Raw genomic sequence first — 19,844 nt, 5'->3', positions numbered from 1 at the left:
CCATGCCATCGTTGGCGGAGGAGGGAGATAAGGCATTTCTCGGCGTGCCGGCCATTGTGTATGAGACCACAGATACCGGCGGTCAATATTCAGTAACATTCCAGATTTTGGTCATTATGACTTTGCTGTCGGTGCTGCCAGCATTGCTCATAATGATGACATCCTTTACTCGAATTATCGTGGTACTGGCGATACTGCGTCAGGCAATTGGTTTGCAACAAACGCCATCGAATCAAATATTGCTGGGTCTCACCTTGTTTCTCACGCTGTTCATCATGATGCCCGTTTTTCGTGTGATCAACGCAGAGGCACTGCAGCCTTATTTGAATGAAGAAATTACCCCTGCGGAGGCGCTGCAGCGCGCCACAGTGCCAATGCATGAATTTATGCTGGCACAAACCCGTGAGAACGACTTGCAGCTGTTTATTCGCATCAGCGGTCGCGACGACATTGGCAGTGCGGAAGAAACACCGCTGCACATTCTGATCCCTGCCTTCGTCACCAGCGAGCTGAAAACGGCGTTTCAAATTGGTTTTTTGCTGTTTATTCCATTTCTGATTATTGATTTAGTCGTTGCCAGTATTTTGATGGCCATGGGTATGATGATGTTGTCCCCCATCATTATTTCGCTGCCGTTTAAGATCATGTTGTTTGTCTTGATCGACGGCTGGGCGCTGGTAATGGGAACGCTGGCCAACAGTTTTGGCACTATTTAACCGGCATAATCGGCTGCAAGCGATGACGAGGAGTGCATGAGCGATGAATCCAGTTGAAATCGGTGACATGTTCTCCCACGCGTTGTACCTGGTACTGATAATCGTGGTGGTGATGATTGTCCCCAGTCTGATTATTGGTTTGATGGTGAGTACTTTTCAGGCCGCAACACAAATTAATGAACAAACCTTGAGTTTTTTGCCGCGTTTGGTGGTGACGTTGCTGGCGATGATCGCCTTTGGCCCTTGGGCTGTCAGTGCGGTGTTGGACTTTACCCGCGATATTTATACCAACATTATTTTTATCATCGGCTAGCGCATGCTGGAACTGGAAGCCCTGGAGGTCGGGCATTGGGTCAGCCGCTATCTGTATCCTTTTGCCCGGATCAGTGGCCTGCTGATGGTGATGCCTCTGATCGGAACGCGCATGGTTCCGCAGCGCATTCGTATTTTTCTGGCCGTCACCGTGACCTTGGTGATGACGCCCCTGTTACCACCCATGCCGAAGGTAGACCCCATCTCTCTGGCGTCCATGTTGATCATCATGCAGCAATTACTTATCGGTATTGCCATGGGCTTTGTGATGGAACTGGTGACGCAAATCTACGTCATTGCCGGGCAACTGATCGCGATGCAAACCGGTTTGGGTATTGCTGTGACCGTTGACCCAGCCCAAGGGGCGTCGGTGGTGGTCATCAGCCAATGGTTTTTATTTTTGGTCAGTTTGGTGTTTCTGTCTCTGGATGGCCATTTGGTGATGTTGGAAATTTTGGCCGATAGCTTTCATACCCTGCCGGTAGGGTTCGACGGTTTGGACGCCGCCGACTTTGGCATGATCGTCGAATGGAGTGGTTGGATGTTTGCTGCCGCGGTGGTGATTGCATTGCCGGCATTGACGGCATTGCTGATCGTGAACCTGGCCTTTGGTGTGATGACTCGCGCGGCACCCCAGCTGAATATTTTTGCCTTGGGTTTTCCCGTGACCATGATCGTGGGTCTGTTCATCATGTGGCTGAACATAGGTGAAATGGCTCAGGGGTTCCATTTTTACATGGACGCTATGTTTGAGTTCCTGAAAAAGCTAACGCGAGGCTGACATGGCAGAAGAAGACAGCGGCCAAGAGAAAAGCGAAGAACCCACCGCCAGGCGCATTGAGAAAGCGCGCGAAGAAGGACAAGTGCCGCGCTCTAAGGAGCTGGCCACCACGGCGGTACTGGTGATTGGCGCCGCAGGCCTCATTGCCTTCGGTCCTTGGATGGCCGACTACATGAACGGCATTGCACGCTACGGCTTTGTTATCGAGCGCGAAGCCGTGTTCGATACCAGTGTTCTGGGGCGTCATCTGGGTGCCTCGTTAGAAGACGCTGTCTACGCTTTGGCGCCCTGGATGATATTGGTGCTGATCGCTGCTATCGCTGGACCATTGGGAATCGGCGGCTGGCTGTTTTCTACCAAAGCCATTACACCCAAGCTCGATCGCCTCGATCCGCTCAAAGGTCTGAAGCGCATGTTTTCGATGAACTCGTTGGTGGAGTTGGTGAAAGCCTGGGCCAAGGTGCTGGTGGTGGGCGCTGTCGCTTGGCTGGTGTTGGCGTTCTTTTTTGAAGAGTCGATGAATCTGCAGCGCAAAGCACTTGAACCCTCCATTAAGGGGTCGGTGGATATTATTCTGTGGAGTGTGCTGGCGCTGTGCTGTTCTACTTTGGTGATCGCCATTGCCGATGTGCCTTGGCAGATCTATAGCCACACGAAAAAGCTGCGCATGTCGATGCAGGAAATCAAGGACGAGTACAAGGAGACCGAAGGTAAGCCGGAAGTGAAAGCAAAAATTCGCCAGCTGCAACGTGAGGTAGCGCAGCGACGAATGATGGCGGACGTACCGGATGCTGATGTGGTGATCACCAACCCAACGCACTACGCCGTGGCATTGAAATATTCGGCCGACGCCATGACAGCTCCGCTATTGCTGGCCAAAGGCACCGACCAGGTGGCGCAAAAAATTCAGGAAATCGCTCGCGAGCATAACGTCCCCAGAATGCAGGCACCCCCACTGGCCAGGGCTCTTTACGCGCATGGCAAAGTGGGGGAAGAAATTCCAGAAGGTTTGTATGTGGCGGTGGCGCAGGTCTTGGCTTACGTCTACCAAATGGACATGTTTGCCAAAGGCCGTGGGCCGAAACCAGAACGCAAGCCCGATATGCCCATTCCCAGGGACCTGAAAATCAACCCCGATGGCTCCAAAGCCTGATCCTTTGCTCGATTGTGAAAAGTAGGAAAGGTTTTTGCAGTAAGGCGTTTTAAGTTAGTTTTTTGACGGTACGCCTTATGGCCGCAGCATCCGGAGTGTTTAGTCAGGTTAAATCGGCCTTTGGCGCGCTCAGCAATACCAGTTTGGCCATCCCGCTGATGCTGCTGGTGTTGCTGGGCATGATGACCTTGCCATTGCCGCCGTTTCTGCTGGACACCTTTTTCACCTTCAACATTGCCTTATCCGTGGTTGTATTGCTGGTCAGCGTCTATGCCCGCAGGCCGCTCGACTTCGCGATTTTCCCCACCATATTGCTGGTGGCAACGTTATTGCGCCTGGCATTGAACGTGGCCAGTACACGAGTTGTGCTGCTGAATGGCCATGAAGGTGGCGCTGCCGCCGGTAAAGTGATCGAGGCTTTTGGGGAAGTACTGATTGGCGGCAACTACGCCGTTGGTTTGGTGGTGTTTTTAATCTTGGTGATCATCAACTTTGTGGTGGTGACCAAGGGTGCGGGCCGGGTGTCTGAAGTAACAGCGCGTTTTACCTTGGATGCCATGCCCGGCAAACAAATGGCGATCGATGCCGATTTGAACGCTGGCTTGATCGACGCCGATGCAGCCAAAACCCGCCGTGCGGACATTGCCGCCGAAGCCGACTTTTACGGCGCGATGGACGGTGCCAGTAAGTTTGTAAAAGGCGATGCGGTCGCCGGTATTCTGATTTTGATCATCAACATCGTTGGTGGTTTTGCCATTGGCATGGGCCAACACGGGCTCACGCTCGGCGATGCGGTGGAGGCTTATACCCTGCTGGCCATCGGTGACGGTTTGGTGGCGCAGATTCCGTCACTGCTGCTGTCTACCGCCACCGCCATCATGGTGACACGTAACGGCAATGACGAAGACATGGGCCAGCAGGTGTTTGGTCAGATGTTCGCCTCATCCAGAGCATTAGGTGTGTCGGCTGGGTTGATGTTCTTGATGGGCATCGTCCCTGGCATGCCGCACACGGTATTTTTGTCGGCGGCGGCCGTGGCTGGCGCCGTTGCTTACTGGATTCATTGGCGCAAAGAAGGCGGCGGGCTGGGCGATAAGATCGCCCAGCGTTTGTCCGGTTCGAGTGCCCGCCCAGAAGCCGCAGCGGAGGGCAGCAGTGGCAAAGCGCTGGCGGCGCCGCAAGAGCAGGCGCAGGCAGCGTTGCAGCAAATGGAAGTCAAAGAGCTGGGCTGGGACGACGTTGAACCGGTGGATCGCGTCGGTTTGGAGGTTGGCTATCGACTGATTCCTTTGGTCGACAAAAATCAGGGCGGCCAGCTGCTGAGTCGTATCAAAGGGGTTCGTCGCAAGTTGTCGCAGGAATTGGGTTTTCTGATGCCGTCGGTGCACATCCGCGACAACTTGGATCTGCTGCCCAACCAATACCGCGTCACCTTGATGGGGGTGACATTGGCGGAAGCAGAGATTCACCCTGAACGCGAGTTGGCTATTAACCCTGGACAGGTGTTCGGCAAGATCGATGGCATTGCCACTCGTGATCCGGCCTTTGGCTTAGATGCCTTCTGGATTGACGCCAGCCAAAAGGACAAAGCTCAAACCCTGGGTTACACCGTGGTGGATGCCAGCACGGTGGTCGCCACACACATTAACCAAAAGCTGCAACGGCATGCCCATGAGCTACTGGGGCACGAGGATGTGCAGCAGCTGGTCGACATGCTGGCGAAGACCTCTCCTAAACTGGCCGAAGAGCTGGTGCCTAACACCGTGAGCATTAGCCAATTGCTGACGGTGCTGCAGAACCTACTGCGCGAACAAGTCCCGATTCGCGATTTACGCTCCATCGCCGAGTCTTTGGCGAATTTCCCTGGGCAGAGTCAAGATATCGCCGCTTTGACCTCCGTCGCGCGCTTAGCTCTGGCTCGGATGATAGTGCAGAACATCTTTGGCAATGAGGATGAGCTGCCGGTGATGACGCTGGATCCATCGCTGGAACAATTGTTGCTTAAGACAGTTCAACAAGGCAATCAACCGACGTCTCCGACGGGTTTGGTATTGGAGCCGAATATGGCAGACACATTGCAAAGATCACTGGCAGAAGCGGTACAGAATCAGGAAATGGCTGGACGTCCTGCAGTATTGCTGGTGACAACACAGCTGCGGGCTAGCATGGCGGCGTTCGTGCGTAACAGTCTAGAACAGCTGCATGTACTGTCTTATCAGGAAATACCGGACAACAAAAGCATCACCATTGTTGCCACCGTTGGCAGCCAGAATGGCTAACTGAGAAAGGCCGAAGCTCATGAAAGTAAAACGCATCACTGCAGTAAATATGCAACAGGCATTGCGGCAGGTTACTCAGGAACTGGGTAGCGATGCCGTTATTTTGTCGAGCAAAAAGGTCGATCATGGTTTTGAAGTGGTGGCGGCGACCGATTACCAGTCTGGTGATGCCGGTGCCCAGGCCGAGGTAGAGCGTCAATTGAATCTTCAGCGTGAGCTGGAGCAAACACGTCAGCAACTGCGGCCAAGCCCTGCGGCGGACGACAGTGCCCATCGTCAACGAGAGCAATCAGTGCGTGAGCAGTTCACGCAGCCTAAAGCCTTCGATGATGCTGAGTTAAAGCGCATGACTGGTGAGCTGAAGGAATTGAAAAACTGGTTGGTGAGTCATCAGGGCAGCCCTTGGGACAGTGACCGTCCGATGACTTGGCAACAATCACAATTGTGGCAACGGTGCCAGGATGTTGGCATAGAGCCGGCGTGGGCAGATCGCGTGGTCAGTCGTTTGCGGCCGCAAGACAGTGTCGATGACAGCTGGCGCGAAGCGTTGCAGCTGATGCAGCAGGATTTGCCCGTTCAGGGTTTGCCCTGGTTGGAGCGGGGTGGCCGATACGCCCTGCTGGGGCCAACCGGTGCTGGCAAAACCACCACCATTGGTAAAATGGCGGCGCAGTTTGTGATTCGCCACGGCGCTGAGTCGGTGGTGATGATTACGTTGGATAACTACCGCATTGCTGCGCATGATCAGCTGAAAACCTTTGCCAAAATTCTTGGCGTACGCTGTCTGCGAGCACCCCAGGATGGCAGCTTGCCGGAGCTGCTGAAGAAAGTGGCTAAGGCCAAGCTGGTGCTGATCGACAGCGCCGGACTGGCCAGTCAGGACACGCACTTTAAAGAACAATTGTCTATGCTAAAGGCATGTGGCAATACGGTGAAGAAGCTGCTGGTACTGCCTTTAACCAGTCAAGGGCGGTGCTTGCAGGAGAACTATGAGCACTTTAAATCGGCATCGTTGCATGGGTGCATCTTTACCAAATTGGATGAATGTTTTTGTCTTGGGCCGGCCATGAGTGTGGCTGCGCTGACAGGCCTGCCGCTGACGCTGGTTACCGATGGGCCGCACATTCCAGACGACGTTCATCTGCCGGATGCCGACAAGCTGGTGCGCTTGGCGGAGCAAATGGCTCGCATGGCTAGAACACGGTGGCAAGCGCCAGAAATGGCCATGGCTGCACGTTGAGTTGGCAAATACAGTGAATTTAGGAGCAATAGCTAACTATGGCTAAGCATCCCGTACAAGTAATCGCCGTGACCGGCGGCAAGGGTGGCGTTGGCAAAAGTAACGTGTCAGTGAATCTGTCCATTGCCCTGGCTGAAATCGGTCGCCGGGTGGTGTTGTTGGACGCTGATTTGGGTTTGGCAAATATCGATATCTTGCTCGGTGTCAATGCCAACCGCACTATCGAAGACGTGTTGCAAGGCGACTGCGACTTAGCTGATATCATGGTGCACGGTCCTGGTGGCATTCGCATTGTGCCTGCGTCGTCTGGTACACAGCGCTTGTCGCAATTGAATAGCATGGAACATGCGGGCTTGATTCAAGCATTCAGTGATATTGGTGATGATATTGACGTGTTGATAATCGACACTGCTGCTGGCATCTCTGACACCGTCATGAGCTTTGTTCGAGCGGCACAAGAAGTCATCGTGGTGGTGACCGATGAGCCGACGTCTATCACCGATGCCTATGCGCAGATTAAGCTGTTGAATCGCGACTACGGTGTGTTCCGTTTCCGTGTGGTTGCCAACATGGTGAGGTCCCCGCAGGAAGGCAATGTGTTATTTAATAAACTGACCAAGGTAACGGATCGCTTTTTGGATGTGGCCATGCAGTATGTTGGTGCAGTACCGCAGGACGATGCGGTACGCCGCGCGGTACAGCGGCAGAAAGCCGTGGTGGACGTTTACCCCCGTTCTAAAGCGGCGACGGCGTTTAGAGCCTTGGCGAAGAAAGTGGATGGATGGCCGCTGCCTTCTACTCCACGCGGCCACTTAGAATTTTTTGTTGATCGGCTGGTGCAAGAAGCAGGAGCCTGATCTGTGTCGGCGGGAAGTTGCCTGGTGTACTCAGACATTCAGAAAAATGACGCCGATCGTTTGGTGCGAGAGCACTCAGGGTTGGTGAAACGAATTGCTCATCATCTGCTCGGGCGTTTACCGGATAGCGTCCAGCTGGATGACCTATTACAAGCCGGTATGATTGGTTTGCTGGAAGCCGCGCGCAAGTACGACGGCACTAAAGGTGCCAGCTTTGAAACTTATGCAGGCATTCGAATTCGTGGCTCCATGCTAGACGAAATACGCCGCGGAGACTGGGCGCCGCGATCGGTTCATCGTAATTCCAGGCGCATAACCGAAGCCATTAAAGCAGTAGAAAGCGCTAAGGGCCGCGATGCAGACGATACTGAAGTAGCCGAGTACCTCGGCATTTCACAGCAAGAATACCACTCTATTTTGCAAGACAGCGCGGGCTGTCGTCTATTCAGTTACGAAGAAGTCACTGAAAATGGCGACACCGCCAATGTCGATGACCCTGCCACCAATGTGCTCGATGGCATTGAGCGCGAGCACTTTCAAAAACACCTAGCGCAAGCCATTCGCCAACTCCCAGAACGTGAGCAGTTGGTGCTGGCATTGTATTATGACGAGGAGCTGAACCTGAAAGAGATTGGCGCCGTGCTCGGCGTTAGTGAATCGCGGGTCAGCCAACTGCACAGCCAAGCCGCTCATCGCCTGCGCGGCCGCTTGGGTGACTGGCTGTCAGACTAACAGCAGTGCCTGTTAGCGCCTACGTTACAGTCATATGGATAAAGCGCTGACACGGTCTACAATAACCCTTAGGAACGACTTGGAATATGCAAAGTCGACTTAGTGGAGGTCGTTTTGGATAAAAATATGAAAATTCTCATTGTGGATGATTTTTCGACAATGAGACGCATCGTGAAGAATCTGCTGCGGGACTTGGGCTTTACCAATACCCAGGAAGCAGACGATGGTAATACTGCATTGCCGATGCTGCAGGCCGGAGATTTCGACTTCCTAGTAACCGATTGGAACATGCCGGGCATGACTGGCCTGGATCTGTTGAAGCACGTGCGCGCCGACGACAAGCTAAAACACTTGCCGGTGTTGATGGTGACGGCGGAAGCCAAACGCGATCAAATCGTTGCTGCAGCGCAGGCGGGTGTAAACGGTTACGTGGTGAAGCCGTTTACTGCGGCGGTGCTCAAGGAAAAAATCGATAAGATCTTTGAGCGAGTCGAAGGCTGACGGATATAGGCGGGCACATGGCCGACAATCAACCTGATAACGATAATACAGCGCTGCCCGCTGACGAGGCGGTGACGGCGGAAATTCGCAATCTTGCAGAGCAAATGATCACCGAAGTCGAAAGTGGTCGGCTCAGTGATGCGGTTTCGGTGATCAATAAATTAAATGAGATTCGTGATCGGACCCTGTACCAGGAAGTGGGCAAGCTGACTCGTGCGGTGCATGAATCCATCAAAAATCTCAACATCGATACCATTGGTGCGGGTTCAGAAATTGCGAATACGACCGATAAACTAACCTACGTGGTACAGATGACCGATAAGTCGGCCAATAAAACCATGGACTTGGTGGATGCCAGCTTGCCCAAGATTGCCGACATTCACCAACAAGCCGAGGTGCTGTCCAAGCAATGGCAAAGGTTTTTGCAGCGCGAGTTAAAGCCTGACGAGTTCCGTCAATTGTCTAAGGAAATTCAGGTGTTCTTGCAACAAACTCAAAGCGAGAGCCAATTGGTGCAGGGCAATTTATCTGAAATTATGTTGGCTCAGGATTTTCAGGACTTAACGGGTCAAATTATTCAGAAAGTGGCAGAGCTCGTGCGCGATATAGAGGATCGCTTGGTTAATTTAGTGGCGATGGCGGGAACGCTGGACTCCCTGACCGGAGTCGCGCATGAAGAGCCGAAGGAGGCGGTGGTCGAACCACCAGTCGACACCGCTGTGGCTAACATCGCCGCTGAAGGGCCACAGGTGAATACTGACAGTGAAAACGTGGTGAGCAGTCAGGATGAAGTTGATGATCTACTGTCCAGTCTTGGTTTTTAGAGGAGCCAACGGATGAGTTTCGATGCTGATGAAGAAATTCTCCAGGATTTTCTGGTAGAGGCTGGGGAAATTCTCGAAAGCCTGTCGGAGGAGTTGGTCGACCTTGAACAACGGCCAGATGATCATGACTTGCTGAACAGCATCTTTCGTGGCTTTCACACGGTCAAAGGCGGAGCGGGCTTTTTGCAGTTGAATCCGTTAGTGGACTGCTGTCATGCCGCCGAAAACGTGTTTGATACATTACGCAACGGTCAGCGTGGAGTCGACTCGGATCTTATGGACGTTGTGCTACAGGCGTTAGATGCGGTGAACGACATGTTTGCTGCAGTGCGATCTGGGCAAATGCCGGAAGAAGCCGATCCTGCCATGATCGAACGACTGCATGAGCTGGCCAAGCCTGCCAGTGCCGCTCCAGCACCTGAACCTGCCGCTGCTGCCGAGCCTCCCCCGGAGCCTGAGCCTCCTGCACCTGCCGAATCGACGCCAGTTCAGAGCAGCGATTCTGGCGACATCACGGATGATGAATTCGAGCAACTGTTAGATGCTTTGGATGAAAACGGTGATAAGGCACCCGCGGCAGAAGCAGCGCCTGCAACCGACGAGTTTTTCGACGTTGATGGCAGCGATTCTGACAGTGATGATGAAATCACTGAGGATGAGTTCGAAGCGCTACTGGATCAAATACACGGTAAAGGCAAAATCGGCGCTGATCCTGATGCCAGCAATGCTACGGCTCCGGCGAGCAGTGATGAGCCAGCTCCTGCTGCCAGCGGTGGCGGTGATGACCTAATCACAGATTCCGAGTTTGAAGAGCTGCTGGACCGCTTGCATGGCAAAGGCAAGCACGCGGGGGCGCCCGACTCAGACTCGCCAGCACCGCCGGCCGCTGAAGTACCGACCGAAAAACCCGCTGAAAAACCGACACCGCCTCCTGCTCAACCGGCGGCTAAGCCGGAACCTGCCAAACCTCAAGCTCAACCGGCTGCGAAAGCGGAAGCGCGCAAGCCTGAGCGTGAAAGTCAGCCCGCTGCAGAAGCGACGGTGCGCGTTGATACCAAGCGCCTCGATGACATTATGAATATGGTCGGTGAGCTGGTGTTGGTGCGTAATCGCCTCATGCGTTTGGGGTTGGAGAGTTCTGACGAATCCATGTCACGGGCGGTGGCCAATTTGGACGTGGTAACCGGCGATCTGCAAACGTCGGTGATGAAAACCCGGATGCAGCCGATTAAAAAAGTGTTCGGGCGCTTCCCTAGAGTGGTTCGTGACTTGGCCCGGCAGCTTAAAAAAGAGATCAATCTCGAACTGCGCGGTGAAGAGACGGACCTGGATAAAAACCTGGTTGAGGCATTGGCCGATCCTTTGGTGCACTTGGTGCGTAACGCGGTAGATCACGGTGTCGAGATGCCCGACGTGCGTGAGCAAAAAGGTAAAACCCGGGTTGGAACCGTGGTGCTGTCTGCTGAACAGGAGGGTGATCACATCTTGCTGGTGATCCAGGACGACGGCGGCGGAATGGATGCGGATGTATTGCGTCGCAAGGCCGTAGAAAAAGGTTTGATGGACCAGGACGCCGCTGATCGCTTAACGCCTAACGAGTGTTACAACCTGATTTTTGCGCCGGGGTTTTCTACCAAAGAACAAATTTCCGATGTGTCTGGTCGCGGCGTTGGCATGGACGTGGTGAAAACCAAGATCACGCAGCTAAACGGCACCATCAATATCGATTCTGAGTTAGGTCGTGGTACCGCGATTCGCATCAAAGTACCTCTAACGCTGGCGATTATGCCGACGTTGATGGTCATGCTGAAGGATCAGGCATTCGCTTTCCCACTCGTGAGCGTCAACGAGATCTTCCATCTGGATCTGACACAAACCAATATTGTTGATGGCCAAGAAGTGGTGGTGGTACGCGAAAAACCGATCCCCTTGTTCCACCTCAAGCGTTGGCTAATTCAAGGAGAATCCTATTCCAAGGCAGACGAGTCAGCACACGTGGTGGTGGTCTCCGTCGGAACGCAGCGTGTTGGTTTTGTGGTTGATCAGCTCATTGGCCAAGAAGAGGTGGTGATTAAACCGCTGGGGCGCATGCTGCATGGTACGGCAGGAATGGCTGGTGCCACCATTACTGGCGATGGTCGAATCGCATTAATTTTAGATATTCCTAGCATGCTGAGTCGTTATGCGACCAAGGCAATGAGCGCAGCCTAACGCGAGAGGAGCAGTATACCGCATGACCATACGTGTGCTGGTGGTAGATGATTCGGGTTTTTTCCGACGCCGGGTGTCAGAGATTATTAATTCCGACCCTCGTATGGAAGTGATTGGCTTGGCAGACAACGGTCGCCAAGCGATGGAACAAAATGAAAAATTAAAACCCGACGTCATCACCATGGACTATGAAATGCCGGTGATGGATGGCATTACGGCCGTGCGTAACATCATGCAGTCACGTCCTGTGCCGGTACTGATGTTCTCGTCGCTGACATTTGAAGGCGCCCGCGTTACCTTGGACGCTCTCGAAGCCGGTGCCTTAGATTTTTTACCGAAAAACTTTGACGCTATCGCAAAAAACAGTGCGCAAATACGGCAAACCTTAACCGATAAAATTGCCGCGGTGGCCAACAGCCGTCGGCGTGCGCTCACTGAAAGTACTCCGCCACCTCGGCCTGCGGTTGTTAAGCGTGGCTCGCTGTCAGGTCAGGTTGATTTGGTGGTAATTGGTACCTCTACCGGTGGTCCTGCAGCGCTGCAATCGCTGTTTAAAACCATCCCAGCGGGCTTTCGTACTCCTATTATCATTATTCAGCACATGCCAGGTTCGTTTACCAAAGCATTTGCTGAGCGTTTGAATCGCATGAGCCCACTGTCAGTTAAAGAAGCGGAGGATGGTGAGCGCATAGAAGCAGGTCATGTGTATGTAGCGCCCGGCGGTATGCAGTTGATGGTGGATAAGCGCAATGGCGGTTCGATTCATATTCGCGAAAGTGACGAGCGGGTTAATTATCGGCCCAGTGTGGATATTGCGTTTGCCTCCGCTGCCAAACACTATGGGCGACGCACACTTGCACTGATACTTACCGGCATGGGCGCCGATGGCAGAGAAGGCGCACGCCTGTTGAAACAACAAGGTGCGACGGTTTGGGCACAAAACGAAGAGACGTGCGTTATTTTCGGAATGCCAATGGCCGTTATCAAGGAAGGATTGTCTGATGAAATTCTTGCCCTTCCAGATATTGGACCCAAGTTATCTGCTGAGATTGGATAATGGACCGCTGGTCGTTGGCGGTGGTTGCCCTAGCTGTACTGGCGGTACTGCTGGGGTTTTCGCTTGAGGGTGGCAGCGCGTCGCTGTTACTGAACGGGCCGGCAGCACTGATTGTGTTTGGTGGTGCGGGTTTGGCTACCCTAGCGCAGATTCCCGTGTTGCATTGGTCACCCTTGCTCAACATCATTTCTTGGCTGTTTATGCCGCCTTCTTTGTCGATCGATGCCTTAATCAGCAAGCTGAGCGTGTGTGCCAATGCTCAGCGCAAGGACGGCGTATTGGCACTGGAGCAGCTTGCCTCCGCCGAGTCTGAGCCATTGCTGCAAAGAGCGTTGACCATGTTGGCAGACGGCTACGACGATGAATTGATTGACCGCTCCTTGCAGCTAGAAATCCAAACACAGCAAGAGCGCGACAATGAACTGATTGATCACCTGGATCAACTTGCCGGATATCTACCGACACTGGGAATCGTGGGTGCTGTGCTGGGGTTGATGCAAGTGCTGTCCAGTATTCAACAGCCGGACACGCTGGCGGCTGGGATTGCCACGGCGTTTGTTGCGACTTTTTATGGTGTAGCAGCCGCTAACATTGTGGTGATTCCTTTGAGCAGTCGATTACGGCAGATGGTATCACTGCGTGGTCGTTATCAGCGTGCCATGGTGGCGGGCATATTAAGTATCCGTTCGGGGGTAAACCCTGCTGTGCTGCGCTATCGCCTGCAAGGAATTACCCTGTGAGTCGAAATGGCAAAGTGTCAGATAACCATCGTTGGTTGGTCTCTTATGCCGACTACATGACCTTGCTCTGTGCTTTTTTCATCATGATGTACGCCATTGAGCTGGTGGATGAGCAGGAGGGGGAGGTCATCCGTGATCGTATTCAGAATCTATTTACCCCACCCAATGCCATGCCTGAGCCACCGCCATTGGATACATCGCTTTTTAATGATGGAAATGGGTTGTTGCCGCTGGTGGCAGATATTCGACAAGTCGCTCAACTAATCCAGGAAACGGACGATATAGTGGTGGAAGGTGAGGAGGATTGGATCACTGTATCGCTGAATGCTGATGTTTTGTTTGCGCCGGGTGAAACCCGTATACGCGACTCTGCATTGCCGTTATTGCAGCGTATTGCCGAAGAGTTAAGGCCATGGCCTTATCCGATTAATGTGCAAGGGCATGCCGACGATACGCCGACGCGCGCAGGCATTACCAACTGGGAAATCTCGGCTTTACGAGCGGCGTCTGTGGTACAAAATTTGGTGTTGTATGGCGTTGCTCCGCAGCGGATGGCGGCGATGGGGTTGTCTCATTATCACCCTGCAGAGCCGGGAGCCACGGATGAAGCGCGGCAACAAAATAGACGTGTGGTGCTGTATATGACCCAGGACGATCAGGCAGCGCCTTGGTCCAGGCCCAAACCATAATAAATTGACACGATTTTTGCTTATCGTGGATAAAGCAAGATTCTAACGTCGAGGACAGTCAGGTGCGTATCTGGTCAATAGCTAATCAAAAAGGCGGTGTCGGTAAAACGACCAGCGTCGTAACCTTGGGAGGGCTTTTAGCCGAGCAAGGGAAGCGTGTATTGCTGGTTGATTTAGACCCGCATGGCTCGTTGACCAGTTATTTCAAACACGACCCAGATAGCTTGGAACGCAGCCTTTATCATTTATTTTTTGAGCAACGACACAAAGACAAAGCATTTATTCAGTCAGTGCTGAAACCCACATCTCATCAACATATTCATGTACTGCCGGCCACCACCTCGCTGGCGACACTGGAGCGCCAGGTTAGCGGTCAGGATGGCATGGGACTGGTACTGGCGCGCAGCCTGGCGCAGCTGTGGGACGAATACGACCATGTCTTGTTAGATACGCCGCCAATATTGGGTGTGCTGCTGGTCAACGCATTGGCGGCTTGTCAGCGCCTGGTGATTCCGACGCAAACCGAGCATCTGGCCATGAAAGGACTGGAGCGCATGATCCATACGTTGAAGATGGTGATGCGTTCCCAGAACCGAAGCTTACCCTATACCATCGTGCCGACCTTATTTGATCGCAGAACGCTGGCGTCGGTAACCACGTTACGAGAAATGCGCAAAGAGTACCGTGAGTCGCTGTGGGAGGAGTCGATTCCTGTCGATACGCGCTTGCGAGACGCCAGTCATGAAGGCGTATTTCCCCATCAACTGGAGGCAGATAGCCGCGGTGTCAGAGCATACCGTCATTTGCTGCGTGATCTTGAGCGGCAAGAGGATGCCGCATGAACACGGCCGATCCACTGAACGCCTACTTCGACAGTTTGCTCACTTCGCCAAAGAGCGACAGCTGGGACGACAAACTGCAGCAAGCCGTATCGCCCTATCTGGATACGAAGCCGAAGGACAGCATTGAGCGCGGGCAGCGCCTATGCGTGTTGTCATCTTTAAGTGCTGGAGTGCCGCACTTTAGCCAAGCGTTGTATTTTGTGTGTGCTCTACCGAATCTGCTACCAGGTCGTTTGCGCAGTGCTGTATTAGGCTACTGTCGCCTTCATATTGGTGGTCGTTATGGCTGAGTCGATACGCTCGACCCGCACCGTCAACCAAGTTGATGGGGTGCTGCAGGATTATCTGGACCAATTGCTGGTGACCGCAACGGAGGTTCGCCCGGTTGCTCCAGAGGTTACACCTGAGGTTGACGACTCTGTTGCGGCAGAACTTCCCGTGGCAGAGCCTATCGTTGAAGTACCGGAAGAAACCCCTGCGATAGATGAAGATCCGGCCGAGGAGGTGGTGACAGCAGTCGAGCCAGCTGCGCCGGCCCCAGCCCTGCCAGCAACAGCCCCGCCAGGTGAGGGCATTGTTGAGCTGGACTGGAACAGCAGCCAGGGCGTTGAGTGTCTTATCTTTAAAGTCTCTGGCCTAAAGCTGGCTATTCCGCTGCCTGTGTTAGGCGGAGTACATCGGCTGTCCTCTGAGATTACTCCCTTATTTGGCCAGGTCAGCTGGGCGATCGGTGTGTGGCAGTCAGACGATGTCCGTTTAAGTATCGTAGACAGTGCTGATCTGATCATGCCTGAGCGTGGTATGAAGCTGGCGCGTGACGGCTTCGATTACGCCATCCAGTTGGATCGCACCCCTTGGGCTCTGGCATGCCAAGAAATCTGTGACACCATCACGTTGCAAAAATCGTCAATCAAATGGCGTGGTGAAAAGGGTAAGCGTCAATGGCTTGCCGGAACCGTCATCTCTGAAATGTGTGCTTTGTTGGATGTGCCCGGCTTGCTCACCATGTTAGAGCAGCAACGACTGCAGGCGACGTAAGGGTTGACGGTCGAATGCTGGCCTCCATTCAGGCCGGTAAAAAAACTTAATTCAGCTGGTACACTTTGTGCTCTCTTCTATAGTAATGAAAGGTTGGCGGGTAGTGGCAACGATCCCGGCAAGAGCCTTTCATAGCGAGGATGTAATATGTCTGCGATAGCCGGAAATAAGACCGGGGAAGATCCGGTACTGCAATGGGTAACCTATCGTCTCGAAAATGAGACGTACGGCATTAACGTGATGCAGGTGCAAGAAGTGCTGCGTTACACGGAAATAGCCCCGGTTCCTGGTGCGCCGCCATACGTGTTGGGAATCATCAACTTGCGTGGCAATGTCGTGACAGTCATCGACACCCGTTTACGCTTCGGTCTGCCGTCAGCAGATACGACCGACCAAACCCGGATCGTGATTATCGAAGCGGAGAACCAAGTAGTCGGCATGCTCGTGGATGCGGTGGCGGAGGTGGTTTACCTGCGTCAATCTGAAATTGAGACCACTCCGAACGTCGGCAATGATGAAAGTGCCAAGTTTATCCAAGGAGTTTGTCATAAGAATGATGAGCTGTTGATCTTGGTAGAGCTGGAAAAAATGATGTCGGACGAAGAGTGGAACGATCTGCACAATTTGTAGGAGGTTCCTATGGCGTCTTGGTCGCTGTTGCATTGGTTGTTAGCGGGAAATATGGGGTTACTCGTGCTGGTAGGGTTGGTTCTTTGCGGACTGCACCGCCAACAGCAGCGTGATTTTAAGGCGTTGGATGGACGCATCGCCGCCCTTGATGGCAATCACCAGGCCATCAGTCGCAGTGCCATTGGCATGGGGCGTCGGGTTAAGGAATTGGAAGGTCGTCTGCAAAAAGTACAAAAGTCGGCGTTGGCGCCTCAAGCAGATGATCGTATTTATCACCAGGCATCACGCTTGGCTGGCATGGGAGCTTCGGCCGCGGAGTTGGTCGAAAACTGCGGCATGGCTCGAGGTGAAGCAGAATTACTGGTATCGCTGAAACGACCTCACTGACACACACCAGACCTGGCGCATTATAACCAAACGTTCCTACGCATAAGGCCCTGAAACCTATACTGGTTTCAGGGCCTTGTTGTATCTGGCTTGTGATCAAATGACTGGGAGGAACAGCGATGCACTCAGCTGTCTTCGGGTTAGCGCTGATGCTGACTCTGTCACCAGTATGGAACGCTTCTCGTGACGACACGCCACACCGTTACCTCGCTCAGACCGTGCAAGATGCCAGTCTGCTAGAGCGAACCAGAGAATTTACCGACTTGTATTTGATACATACGCGGGACAAAGGCCGTAACATCATCATTTATTGCGGTAGTCACAGCTGCTACAAAAGCAAGCCCCCGACCATGTATGGCTAGGGGCAAGGCTTTAGGTGTTGTTAGCTCAAGACGATGATGGTTATGAATATGGAATGCCTAAGCGGCGGTAGATAAAGCCCATCAGCCAGGCCGGGCCAATCAAAAGAAACTGTATGTCTTTAAAGAAAGACGGTTTCTTACCTTCGATGTAGTGGCCAATAAACTGAAATACCCACAGCACGACAAAGCCTACTGTGCAGGTCAGCCATAAACTTGGCAGGCCTGACTGGCGCTCATACCAAGCGAGCGCAACGTAGCAAGCAAGGGTGAACAGGCCCAACCCGATGGCCAAACTGGGTGACATCTTTAAATAAAATCCGACCACAATTACGGCAGATAAGGTTGCCCAGTTGAGGTAGGGCACTGCCGCCATAAAGCCGGGTACTGGAATTTCCCACAGCAGTCCCATAATCACCAGGAAGATCAAGGGCACGCAAATCCAATGGATAAGCTTATTCAGTGGGTTTTGATGGCTTTCTCCGTATTCGGAGAACCATTGATCGGCTGTTTTTTTCGTCATACCTCACCTCGTTATTGTTATGCTGCAGCATTGACATAATCATCATAAGAAAAACTGGCGCAGCAATCTTGCCTGTGGGAGCCTTTGATGTTGTCTTTGGCGGACAATGTGACATGACAACTGTAAAAACTGTCTCTGTATTATGGATAAAAGCCCTGTTGATGGCGGCGCAGCAGCTCGGTCTGGACAGCGACTTATTGATGCAGCGCGCTGGCCTTACTCCTACTTGTCTGTCTGGGCAAACGCGTATCGGCTTGGACAAAACCCTGAGGTTATGGCGCGCTGCGGAGGAGGCTTCGCCGGTGCAAGATTTTGGACTGGCGATGGGCGAGTGGGTCAAACCTGCACAGTTTCAGCTGTTTGCCTTGGTGCTATTACACTCGAAAGACCTAAACGACGCTTTCCAAAAGACCATTCGTTACACGCGCATTTTAAGTGACGGCGGCCGCTTTCAGATCGTGCAGCAAGGCGAGCAGGCGGCGATTTGTTATCAGCCGCAGGCCGATAATTTCAGTCGCCATCAAGTGGATGCAGTGATGGCGCTGCTGCGCGGTTTTGCGGATTGGTTGGCTTGTCAGCGTATTCCGCTAATGCAGGCCGAGTTCACTCACTCTGCGCCAGCTCAGATCGACAACTATCAACGCATTTTTGACTGTCCACTGGTGTTTGATCAGTCGCGCAATGCGCTGGTATTTGATCGCACTTGGTTGGATGAGCCGTTGGCACTTGAGGATACTGAACTGGCGGCCATGCACGAGCATATGCTGGAGCAGCAACTGCAGGCCTTGCAAGCTCCGGATCTGTATCAGCAGGTGATGGCCTGGCTGCAGCAACGCGATACCTTGGATGTCTCTCGAGCACAGCTTGCGGAGTCGTTATTCATCAGTGAACGAACTCTGCAACGGCGGCTGAGTGAGCAAGGATTGAGCTTTCAGGAGATGCTGGATGACGGACGCAAGCAGCGCGCTCGTTACTTGCTGATGCAAACACAGGAACGGGTGACGGATATCGCCTTGCAAGTGGGACTGTCGGGCAGCAGCTTTACTCGCGCTTGCCATCGGTGGTTTGCGGCGTCACCGAGTGAAGTGCGCCGCGAGGGTGATCAAAGCGAGTCGAGTACTGCCAACACGTCATCGTGATGGGTTTTGGTTTTCACTTTTTCGATGATGTGGGCGAGCTTGCCATCGGCATCGATGATAAAGGTCAGGCGATGGACTCCCATAAACTCTTTGCCCATGAACTTCTTTAAGGCCCAAACGCCGTACAACTCGGCAATTTGATGGTCCTCATCGGACAATAAGTCGAAATTCAGTTGTTGTTTGTCGATGAACTTTTGCAGGCGTGCAGGAGCGTCTGGGCTGATGCCTAAAACCACGGCATTGCGCTGTTCAAACTCGCTTTGGGTGTCGCGGATGCCGCAGGCTTGCGTGGTACAGCCGGGTGTCATGGCTTTGGGGTAGAAATACAACACAACGGTTTTGCCGCGTAAATCACTCAGTGAGACACGTTCTTCACGCTGGTTCAGGGTGGTGAAGTCCGGTGCATTATCACCAATGGCTGGTAAGTTCAGGCTCATGCCAAATCCCTCAAGTCATAAAAGCTGAAAGATTATCGCACCCTGTGCTTTGAGGAAAGGTTTGTATAAGGAATGTATAGGGGCTTTCGCCCCTGATCAGTCAACGTTGATGCTGAGCCCATTCAAGTAGAGCGTTAGTGCATCTTTGGCTTTGTTGCCCGCCGGGCTGTTGCGGAATAAGAATTCGTGCGTTTTATTTTCCATTACCAGCAGTACATCGGCACAAAAGTCGCCGTCGTGCTCAGCGCGCACTGGGCGCATACGCGCTTCCACCAAGGTGTCTAAATTGATGTAAAAGTCACCCGGAATTTCTTCCAAATGCTCACGGGCATTCATGCGAACCATCGCGACGTTGGGAGTGATGCGAATCAGTGCCATGCTGGATCTCCTTGTAGTT

Annotated in this window: 23 protein-coding genes; 20 read left to right on the top strand and 3 right to left on the bottom strand. The window is 53.0% G+C overall.

What is annotated here, in order from left to right; genetic code table 11:
• Positions 1 to 2 precede the first annotated feature (2 nt).
• From fliP to CHH28_RS18640, 19 genes are all read left to right on the top strand, one after another.
• Positions 3 to 716: a flagellar type III secretion system pore protein FliP gene (fliP, locus tag CHH28_RS18730; RefSeq protein WP_199244121.1), complete on the top strand. Its 714-nt coding sequence runs from the start codon at positions 3 to 5 to the stop codon at positions 714 to 716.
• A gap of 43 nt (positions 717 to 759) precedes the next feature.
• A complete protein-coding gene (locus CHH28_RS18725) occupies positions 760 to 1,029 on the top strand; it encodes a flagellar biosynthetic protein FliQ (RefSeq protein ID WP_094061740.1) in 270 nt (89 codons plus the stop codon).
• Positions 1,030 to 1,032: 3 nt separating this feature from the next.
• The gene (gene fliR, locus CHH28_RS18720) at positions 1,033 to 1,809 is read left to right on the top strand and encodes a flagellar biosynthetic protein FliR (RefSeq protein ID WP_094061739.1); all 777 of its coding nucleotides are present in this window, start codon (positions 1,033 to 1,035) and stop codon (positions 1,807 to 1,809) included.
• Between the two features lies 1 nt (position 1,810).
• The gene (flhB, locus tag CHH28_RS18715; protein WP_094061738.1) at positions 1,811 to 2,962 is read left to right on the top strand and encodes a flagellar biosynthesis protein FlhB; all 1,152 of its coding nucleotides are present in this window, start codon (positions 1,811 to 1,813) and stop codon (positions 2,960 to 2,962) included.
• Positions 2,963 to 3,039: 77 nt separating this feature from the next.
• Positions 3,040 to 5,241 (top strand): flagellar biosynthesis protein FlhA, encoded by a 2,202-nt coding sequence (gene flhA / locus CHH28_RS18710; protein ID WP_094061737.1) that lies wholly within the window; start codon positions 3,040 to 3,042, stop codon positions 5,239 to 5,241.
• Positions 5,242 to 5,260: 19 nt separating this feature from the next.
• Positions 5,261 to 6,481 carry a flagellar biosynthesis protein FlhF gene (gene flhF, locus CHH28_RS18705; protein ID WP_094061736.1) on the top strand — a complete coding sequence of 407 codons (1,221 nt, stop codon included), beginning with the start codon at positions 5,261 to 5,263 and terminating at the stop codon, positions 6,479 to 6,481.
• A gap of 38 nt (positions 6,482 to 6,519) precedes the next feature.
• The gene (locus tag CHH28_RS18700; protein ID WP_094061735.1) at positions 6,520 to 7,338 is read left to right on the top strand and encodes a MinD/ParA family protein; all 819 of its coding nucleotides are present in this window, start codon (positions 6,520 to 6,522) and stop codon (positions 7,336 to 7,338) included.
• A 21-nt stretch (positions 7,339 to 7,359) separates the two neighbouring features.
• Positions 7,360 to 8,070: an RNA polymerase sigma factor FliA gene (locus CHH28_RS18695; protein WP_420093163.1), complete on the top strand. Its 711-nt coding sequence runs from the start codon at positions 7,360 to 7,362 to the stop codon at positions 8,068 to 8,070.
• Between the two features lie 114 nt (positions 8,071 to 8,184).
• Positions 8,185 to 8,571 carry a chemotaxis response regulator CheY gene (cheY, locus tag CHH28_RS18690; RefSeq protein WP_094062145.1) on the top strand — a complete coding sequence of 129 codons (387 nt, stop codon included), beginning with the start codon at positions 8,185 to 8,187 and terminating at the stop codon, positions 8,569 to 8,571.
• Between the two features lie 17 nt (positions 8,572 to 8,588).
• Complete coding sequence (locus CHH28_RS18685; RefSeq protein WP_094061733.1) at positions 8,589 to 9,395, top strand: protein phosphatase CheZ; 807 nt, start codon at positions 8,589 to 8,591, stop codon at positions 9,393 to 9,395.
• A gap of 12 nt (positions 9,396 to 9,407) precedes the next feature.
• A complete protein-coding gene (locus tag CHH28_RS18680; protein WP_094061732.1) occupies positions 9,408 to 11,606 on the top strand; it encodes a chemotaxis protein CheA in 2,199 nt (732 codons plus the stop codon).
• A gap of 22 nt (positions 11,607 to 11,628) precedes the next feature.
• The gene (locus CHH28_RS18675) at positions 11,629 to 12,663 is read left to right on the top strand and encodes a protein-glutamate methylesterase/protein-glutamine glutaminase (protein WP_094061731.1); all 1,035 of its coding nucleotides are present in this window, start codon (positions 11,629 to 11,631) and stop codon (positions 12,661 to 12,663) included.
• Positions 12,663 to 13,403: a motility protein A gene (locus CHH28_RS18670; protein ID WP_094061730.1), complete on the top strand. Its 741-nt coding sequence runs from the start codon at positions 12,663 to 12,665 to the stop codon at positions 13,401 to 13,403. The genes CHH28_RS18675 and CHH28_RS18670 overlap by 1 nt, the downstream gene beginning before the upstream one ends.
• The gene (locus CHH28_RS18665) at positions 13,400 to 14,092 is read left to right on the top strand and encodes an OmpA family protein (RefSeq protein WP_094061729.1); all 693 of its coding nucleotides are present in this window, start codon (positions 13,400 to 13,402) and stop codon (positions 14,090 to 14,092) included. The genes CHH28_RS18670 and CHH28_RS18665 overlap by 4 nt, the downstream gene beginning before the upstream one ends.
• Positions 14,093 to 14,154: 62 nt before the next feature.
• The gene (locus CHH28_RS18660) at positions 14,155 to 14,934 is read left to right on the top strand and encodes a ParA family protein (RefSeq protein ID WP_094061728.1); all 780 of its coding nucleotides are present in this window, start codon (positions 14,155 to 14,157) and stop codon (positions 14,932 to 14,934) included.
• The gene (locus CHH28_RS18655) at positions 14,931 to 15,224 is read left to right on the top strand and encodes a hypothetical protein (protein WP_094061727.1); all 294 of its coding nucleotides are present in this window, start codon (positions 14,931 to 14,933) and stop codon (positions 15,222 to 15,224) included. The genes CHH28_RS18660 and CHH28_RS18655 overlap by 4 nt, the downstream gene beginning before the upstream one ends.
• Positions 15,217 to 15,972: a chemotaxis protein CheW gene (locus CHH28_RS18650; protein ID WP_094061726.1), complete on the top strand. Its 756-nt coding sequence runs from the start codon at positions 15,217 to 15,219 to the stop codon at positions 15,970 to 15,972. Before CHH28_RS18655 ends, CHH28_RS18650 begins: the two co-directional genes overlap by 8 nt.
• Before the next feature lie 147 nt (positions 15,973 to 16,119).
• Positions 16,120 to 16,602 carry a chemotaxis protein CheW gene (locus CHH28_RS18645; RefSeq protein WP_094061725.1) on the top strand — a complete coding sequence of 161 codons (483 nt, stop codon included), beginning with the start codon at positions 16,120 to 16,122 and terminating at the stop codon, positions 16,600 to 16,602.
• A gap of 9 nt (positions 16,603 to 16,611) precedes the next feature.
• Positions 16,612 to 16,989 (top strand): DUF2802 domain-containing protein, encoded by a 378-nt coding sequence (locus CHH28_RS18640; RefSeq protein ID WP_094061724.1) that lies wholly within the window; start codon positions 16,612 to 16,614, stop codon positions 16,987 to 16,989.
• 402 nt (positions 16,990 to 17,391) lie between these two features.
• Here the strand turns inward: CHH28_RS18640 and CHH28_RS18630 are convergent, their stop codons facing one another.
• Positions 17,392 to 17,871, bottom strand: a complete 480-nt coding sequence (locus CHH28_RS18630) for a DUF962 domain-containing protein (protein ID WP_094061722.1) — start codon at positions 17,869 to 17,871, stop codon at positions 17,392 to 17,394.
• A 113-nt stretch (positions 17,872 to 17,984) separates the two neighbouring features.
• On the opposite strand from CHH28_RS18630, the gene CHH28_RS18625 reads away from it, so the two are divergent.
• Complete coding sequence (locus tag CHH28_RS18625) at positions 17,985 to 19,010, top strand: AraC family transcriptional regulator (RefSeq protein WP_094061721.1); 1,026 nt, start codon at positions 17,985 to 17,987, stop codon at positions 19,008 to 19,010.
• Here CHH28_RS18625 and bcp read toward each other — a convergent pair.
• Complete coding sequence (gene bcp, locus CHH28_RS18620) at positions 18,974 to 19,447, bottom strand: thioredoxin-dependent thiol peroxidase (RefSeq protein ID WP_199243945.1); 474 nt, start codon at positions 19,445 to 19,447, stop codon at positions 18,974 to 18,976. The two genes, CHH28_RS18625 and bcp, sit on opposite strands and share 37 nt — an antisense overlap.
• Before the next feature lie 96 nt (positions 19,448 to 19,543).
• Entirely contained in the window at positions 19,544 to 19,825 is a 282-nt protein-coding gene (locus CHH28_RS18615) for a hypothetical protein (protein ID WP_094061720.1), read from the bottom strand.
• Positions 19,826 to 19,844: the final 19 nt, after the last annotated feature.

It is taken from the genome of Bacterioplanes sanyensis, assembly GCF_002237535.1.
Taxonomy (GTDB): Bacteria; Pseudomonadota; Gammaproteobacteria; order Pseudomonadales; family Oceanobacteraceae; genus Bacterioplanes; species Bacterioplanes sanyensis_A.
This window is presented reverse-complemented; position numbering and strand designations above follow the sequence as displayed.

What these genes read in the sequence shown, in the direction of transcription:
- bcp (WP_199243945.1), bottom strand. Translation starts at nt 19,447, where the DNA reads ATGAGCCTGAACTTACCAGCCATTGGTGATAATGCACCGGACTTCACC.
- fliP (WP_199244121.1), top strand. Translation starts at nt 3, where the DNA reads ATGCCATCGTTGGCGGAGGAGGGAGATAAGGCATTTCTCGGCGTGCCG.
- CHH28_RS18685 (WP_094061733.1), top strand. Translation starts at nt 8,589, where the DNA reads ATGGCCGACAATCAACCTGATAACGATAATACAGCGCTGCCCGCTGAC.
- CHH28_RS18725 (WP_094061740.1), top strand. Translation starts at nt 760, where the DNA reads ATGAATCCAGTTGAAATCGGTGACATGTTCTCCCACGCGTTGTACCTG.
- CHH28_RS18615 (WP_094061720.1), bottom strand. Translation starts at nt 19,825, where the DNA reads ATGGCACTGATTCGCATCACTCCCAACGTCGCGATGGTTCGCATGAAT.
- CHH28_RS18675 (WP_094061731.1), top strand. Translation starts at nt 11,629, where the DNA reads ATGACCATACGTGTGCTGGTGGTAGATGATTCGGGTTTTTTCCGACGC.
- flhA (WP_094061737.1), top strand. Translation starts at nt 3,040, where the DNA reads ATGGCCGCAGCATCCGGAGTGTTTAGTCAGGTTAAATCGGCCTTTGGC.
- CHH28_RS18625 (WP_094061721.1), top strand. Translation starts at nt 17,985, where the DNA reads ATGACAACTGTAAAAACTGTCTCTGTATTATGGATAAAAGCCCTGTTG.
- CHH28_RS18650 (WP_094061726.1), top strand. Translation starts at nt 15,217, where the DNA reads ATGGCTGAGTCGATACGCTCGACCCGCACCGTCAACCAAGTTGATGGG.
- CHH28_RS18640 (WP_094061724.1), top strand. Translation starts at nt 16,612, where the DNA reads ATGGCGTCTTGGTCGCTGTTGCATTGGTTGTTAGCGGGAAATATGGGG.
- CHH28_RS18680 (WP_094061732.1), top strand. Translation starts at nt 9,408, where the DNA reads ATGAGTTTCGATGCTGATGAAGAAATTCTCCAGGATTTTCTGGTAGAG.
- CHH28_RS18700 (WP_094061735.1), top strand. Translation starts at nt 6,520, where the DNA reads ATGGCTAAGCATCCCGTACAAGTAATCGCCGTGACCGGCGGCAAGGGT.
- CHH28_RS18645 (WP_094061725.1), top strand. Translation starts at nt 16,120, where the DNA reads ATGTCTGCGATAGCCGGAAATAAGACCGGGGAAGATCCGGTACTGCAA.
- fliR (WP_094061739.1), top strand. Translation starts at nt 1,033, where the DNA reads ATGCTGGAACTGGAAGCCCTGGAGGTCGGGCATTGGGTCAGCCGCTAT.
- CHH28_RS18655 (WP_094061727.1), top strand. Translation starts at nt 14,931, where the DNA reads ATGAACACGGCCGATCCACTGAACGCCTACTTCGACAGTTTGCTCACT.
- CHH28_RS18670 (WP_094061730.1), top strand. Translation starts at nt 12,663, where the DNA reads ATGGACCGCTGGTCGTTGGCGGTGGTTGCCCTAGCTGTACTGGCGGTA.
- flhF (WP_094061736.1), top strand. Translation starts at nt 5,261, where the DNA reads ATGAAAGTAAAACGCATCACTGCAGTAAATATGCAACAGGCATTGCGG.
- CHH28_RS18630 (WP_094061722.1), bottom strand. Translation starts at nt 17,871, where the DNA reads ATGACGAAAAAAACAGCCGATCAATGGTTCTCCGAATACGGAGAAAGC.
- flhB (WP_094061738.1), top strand. Translation starts at nt 1,811, where the DNA reads ATGGCAGAAGAAGACAGCGGCCAAGAGAAAAGCGAAGAACCCACCGCC.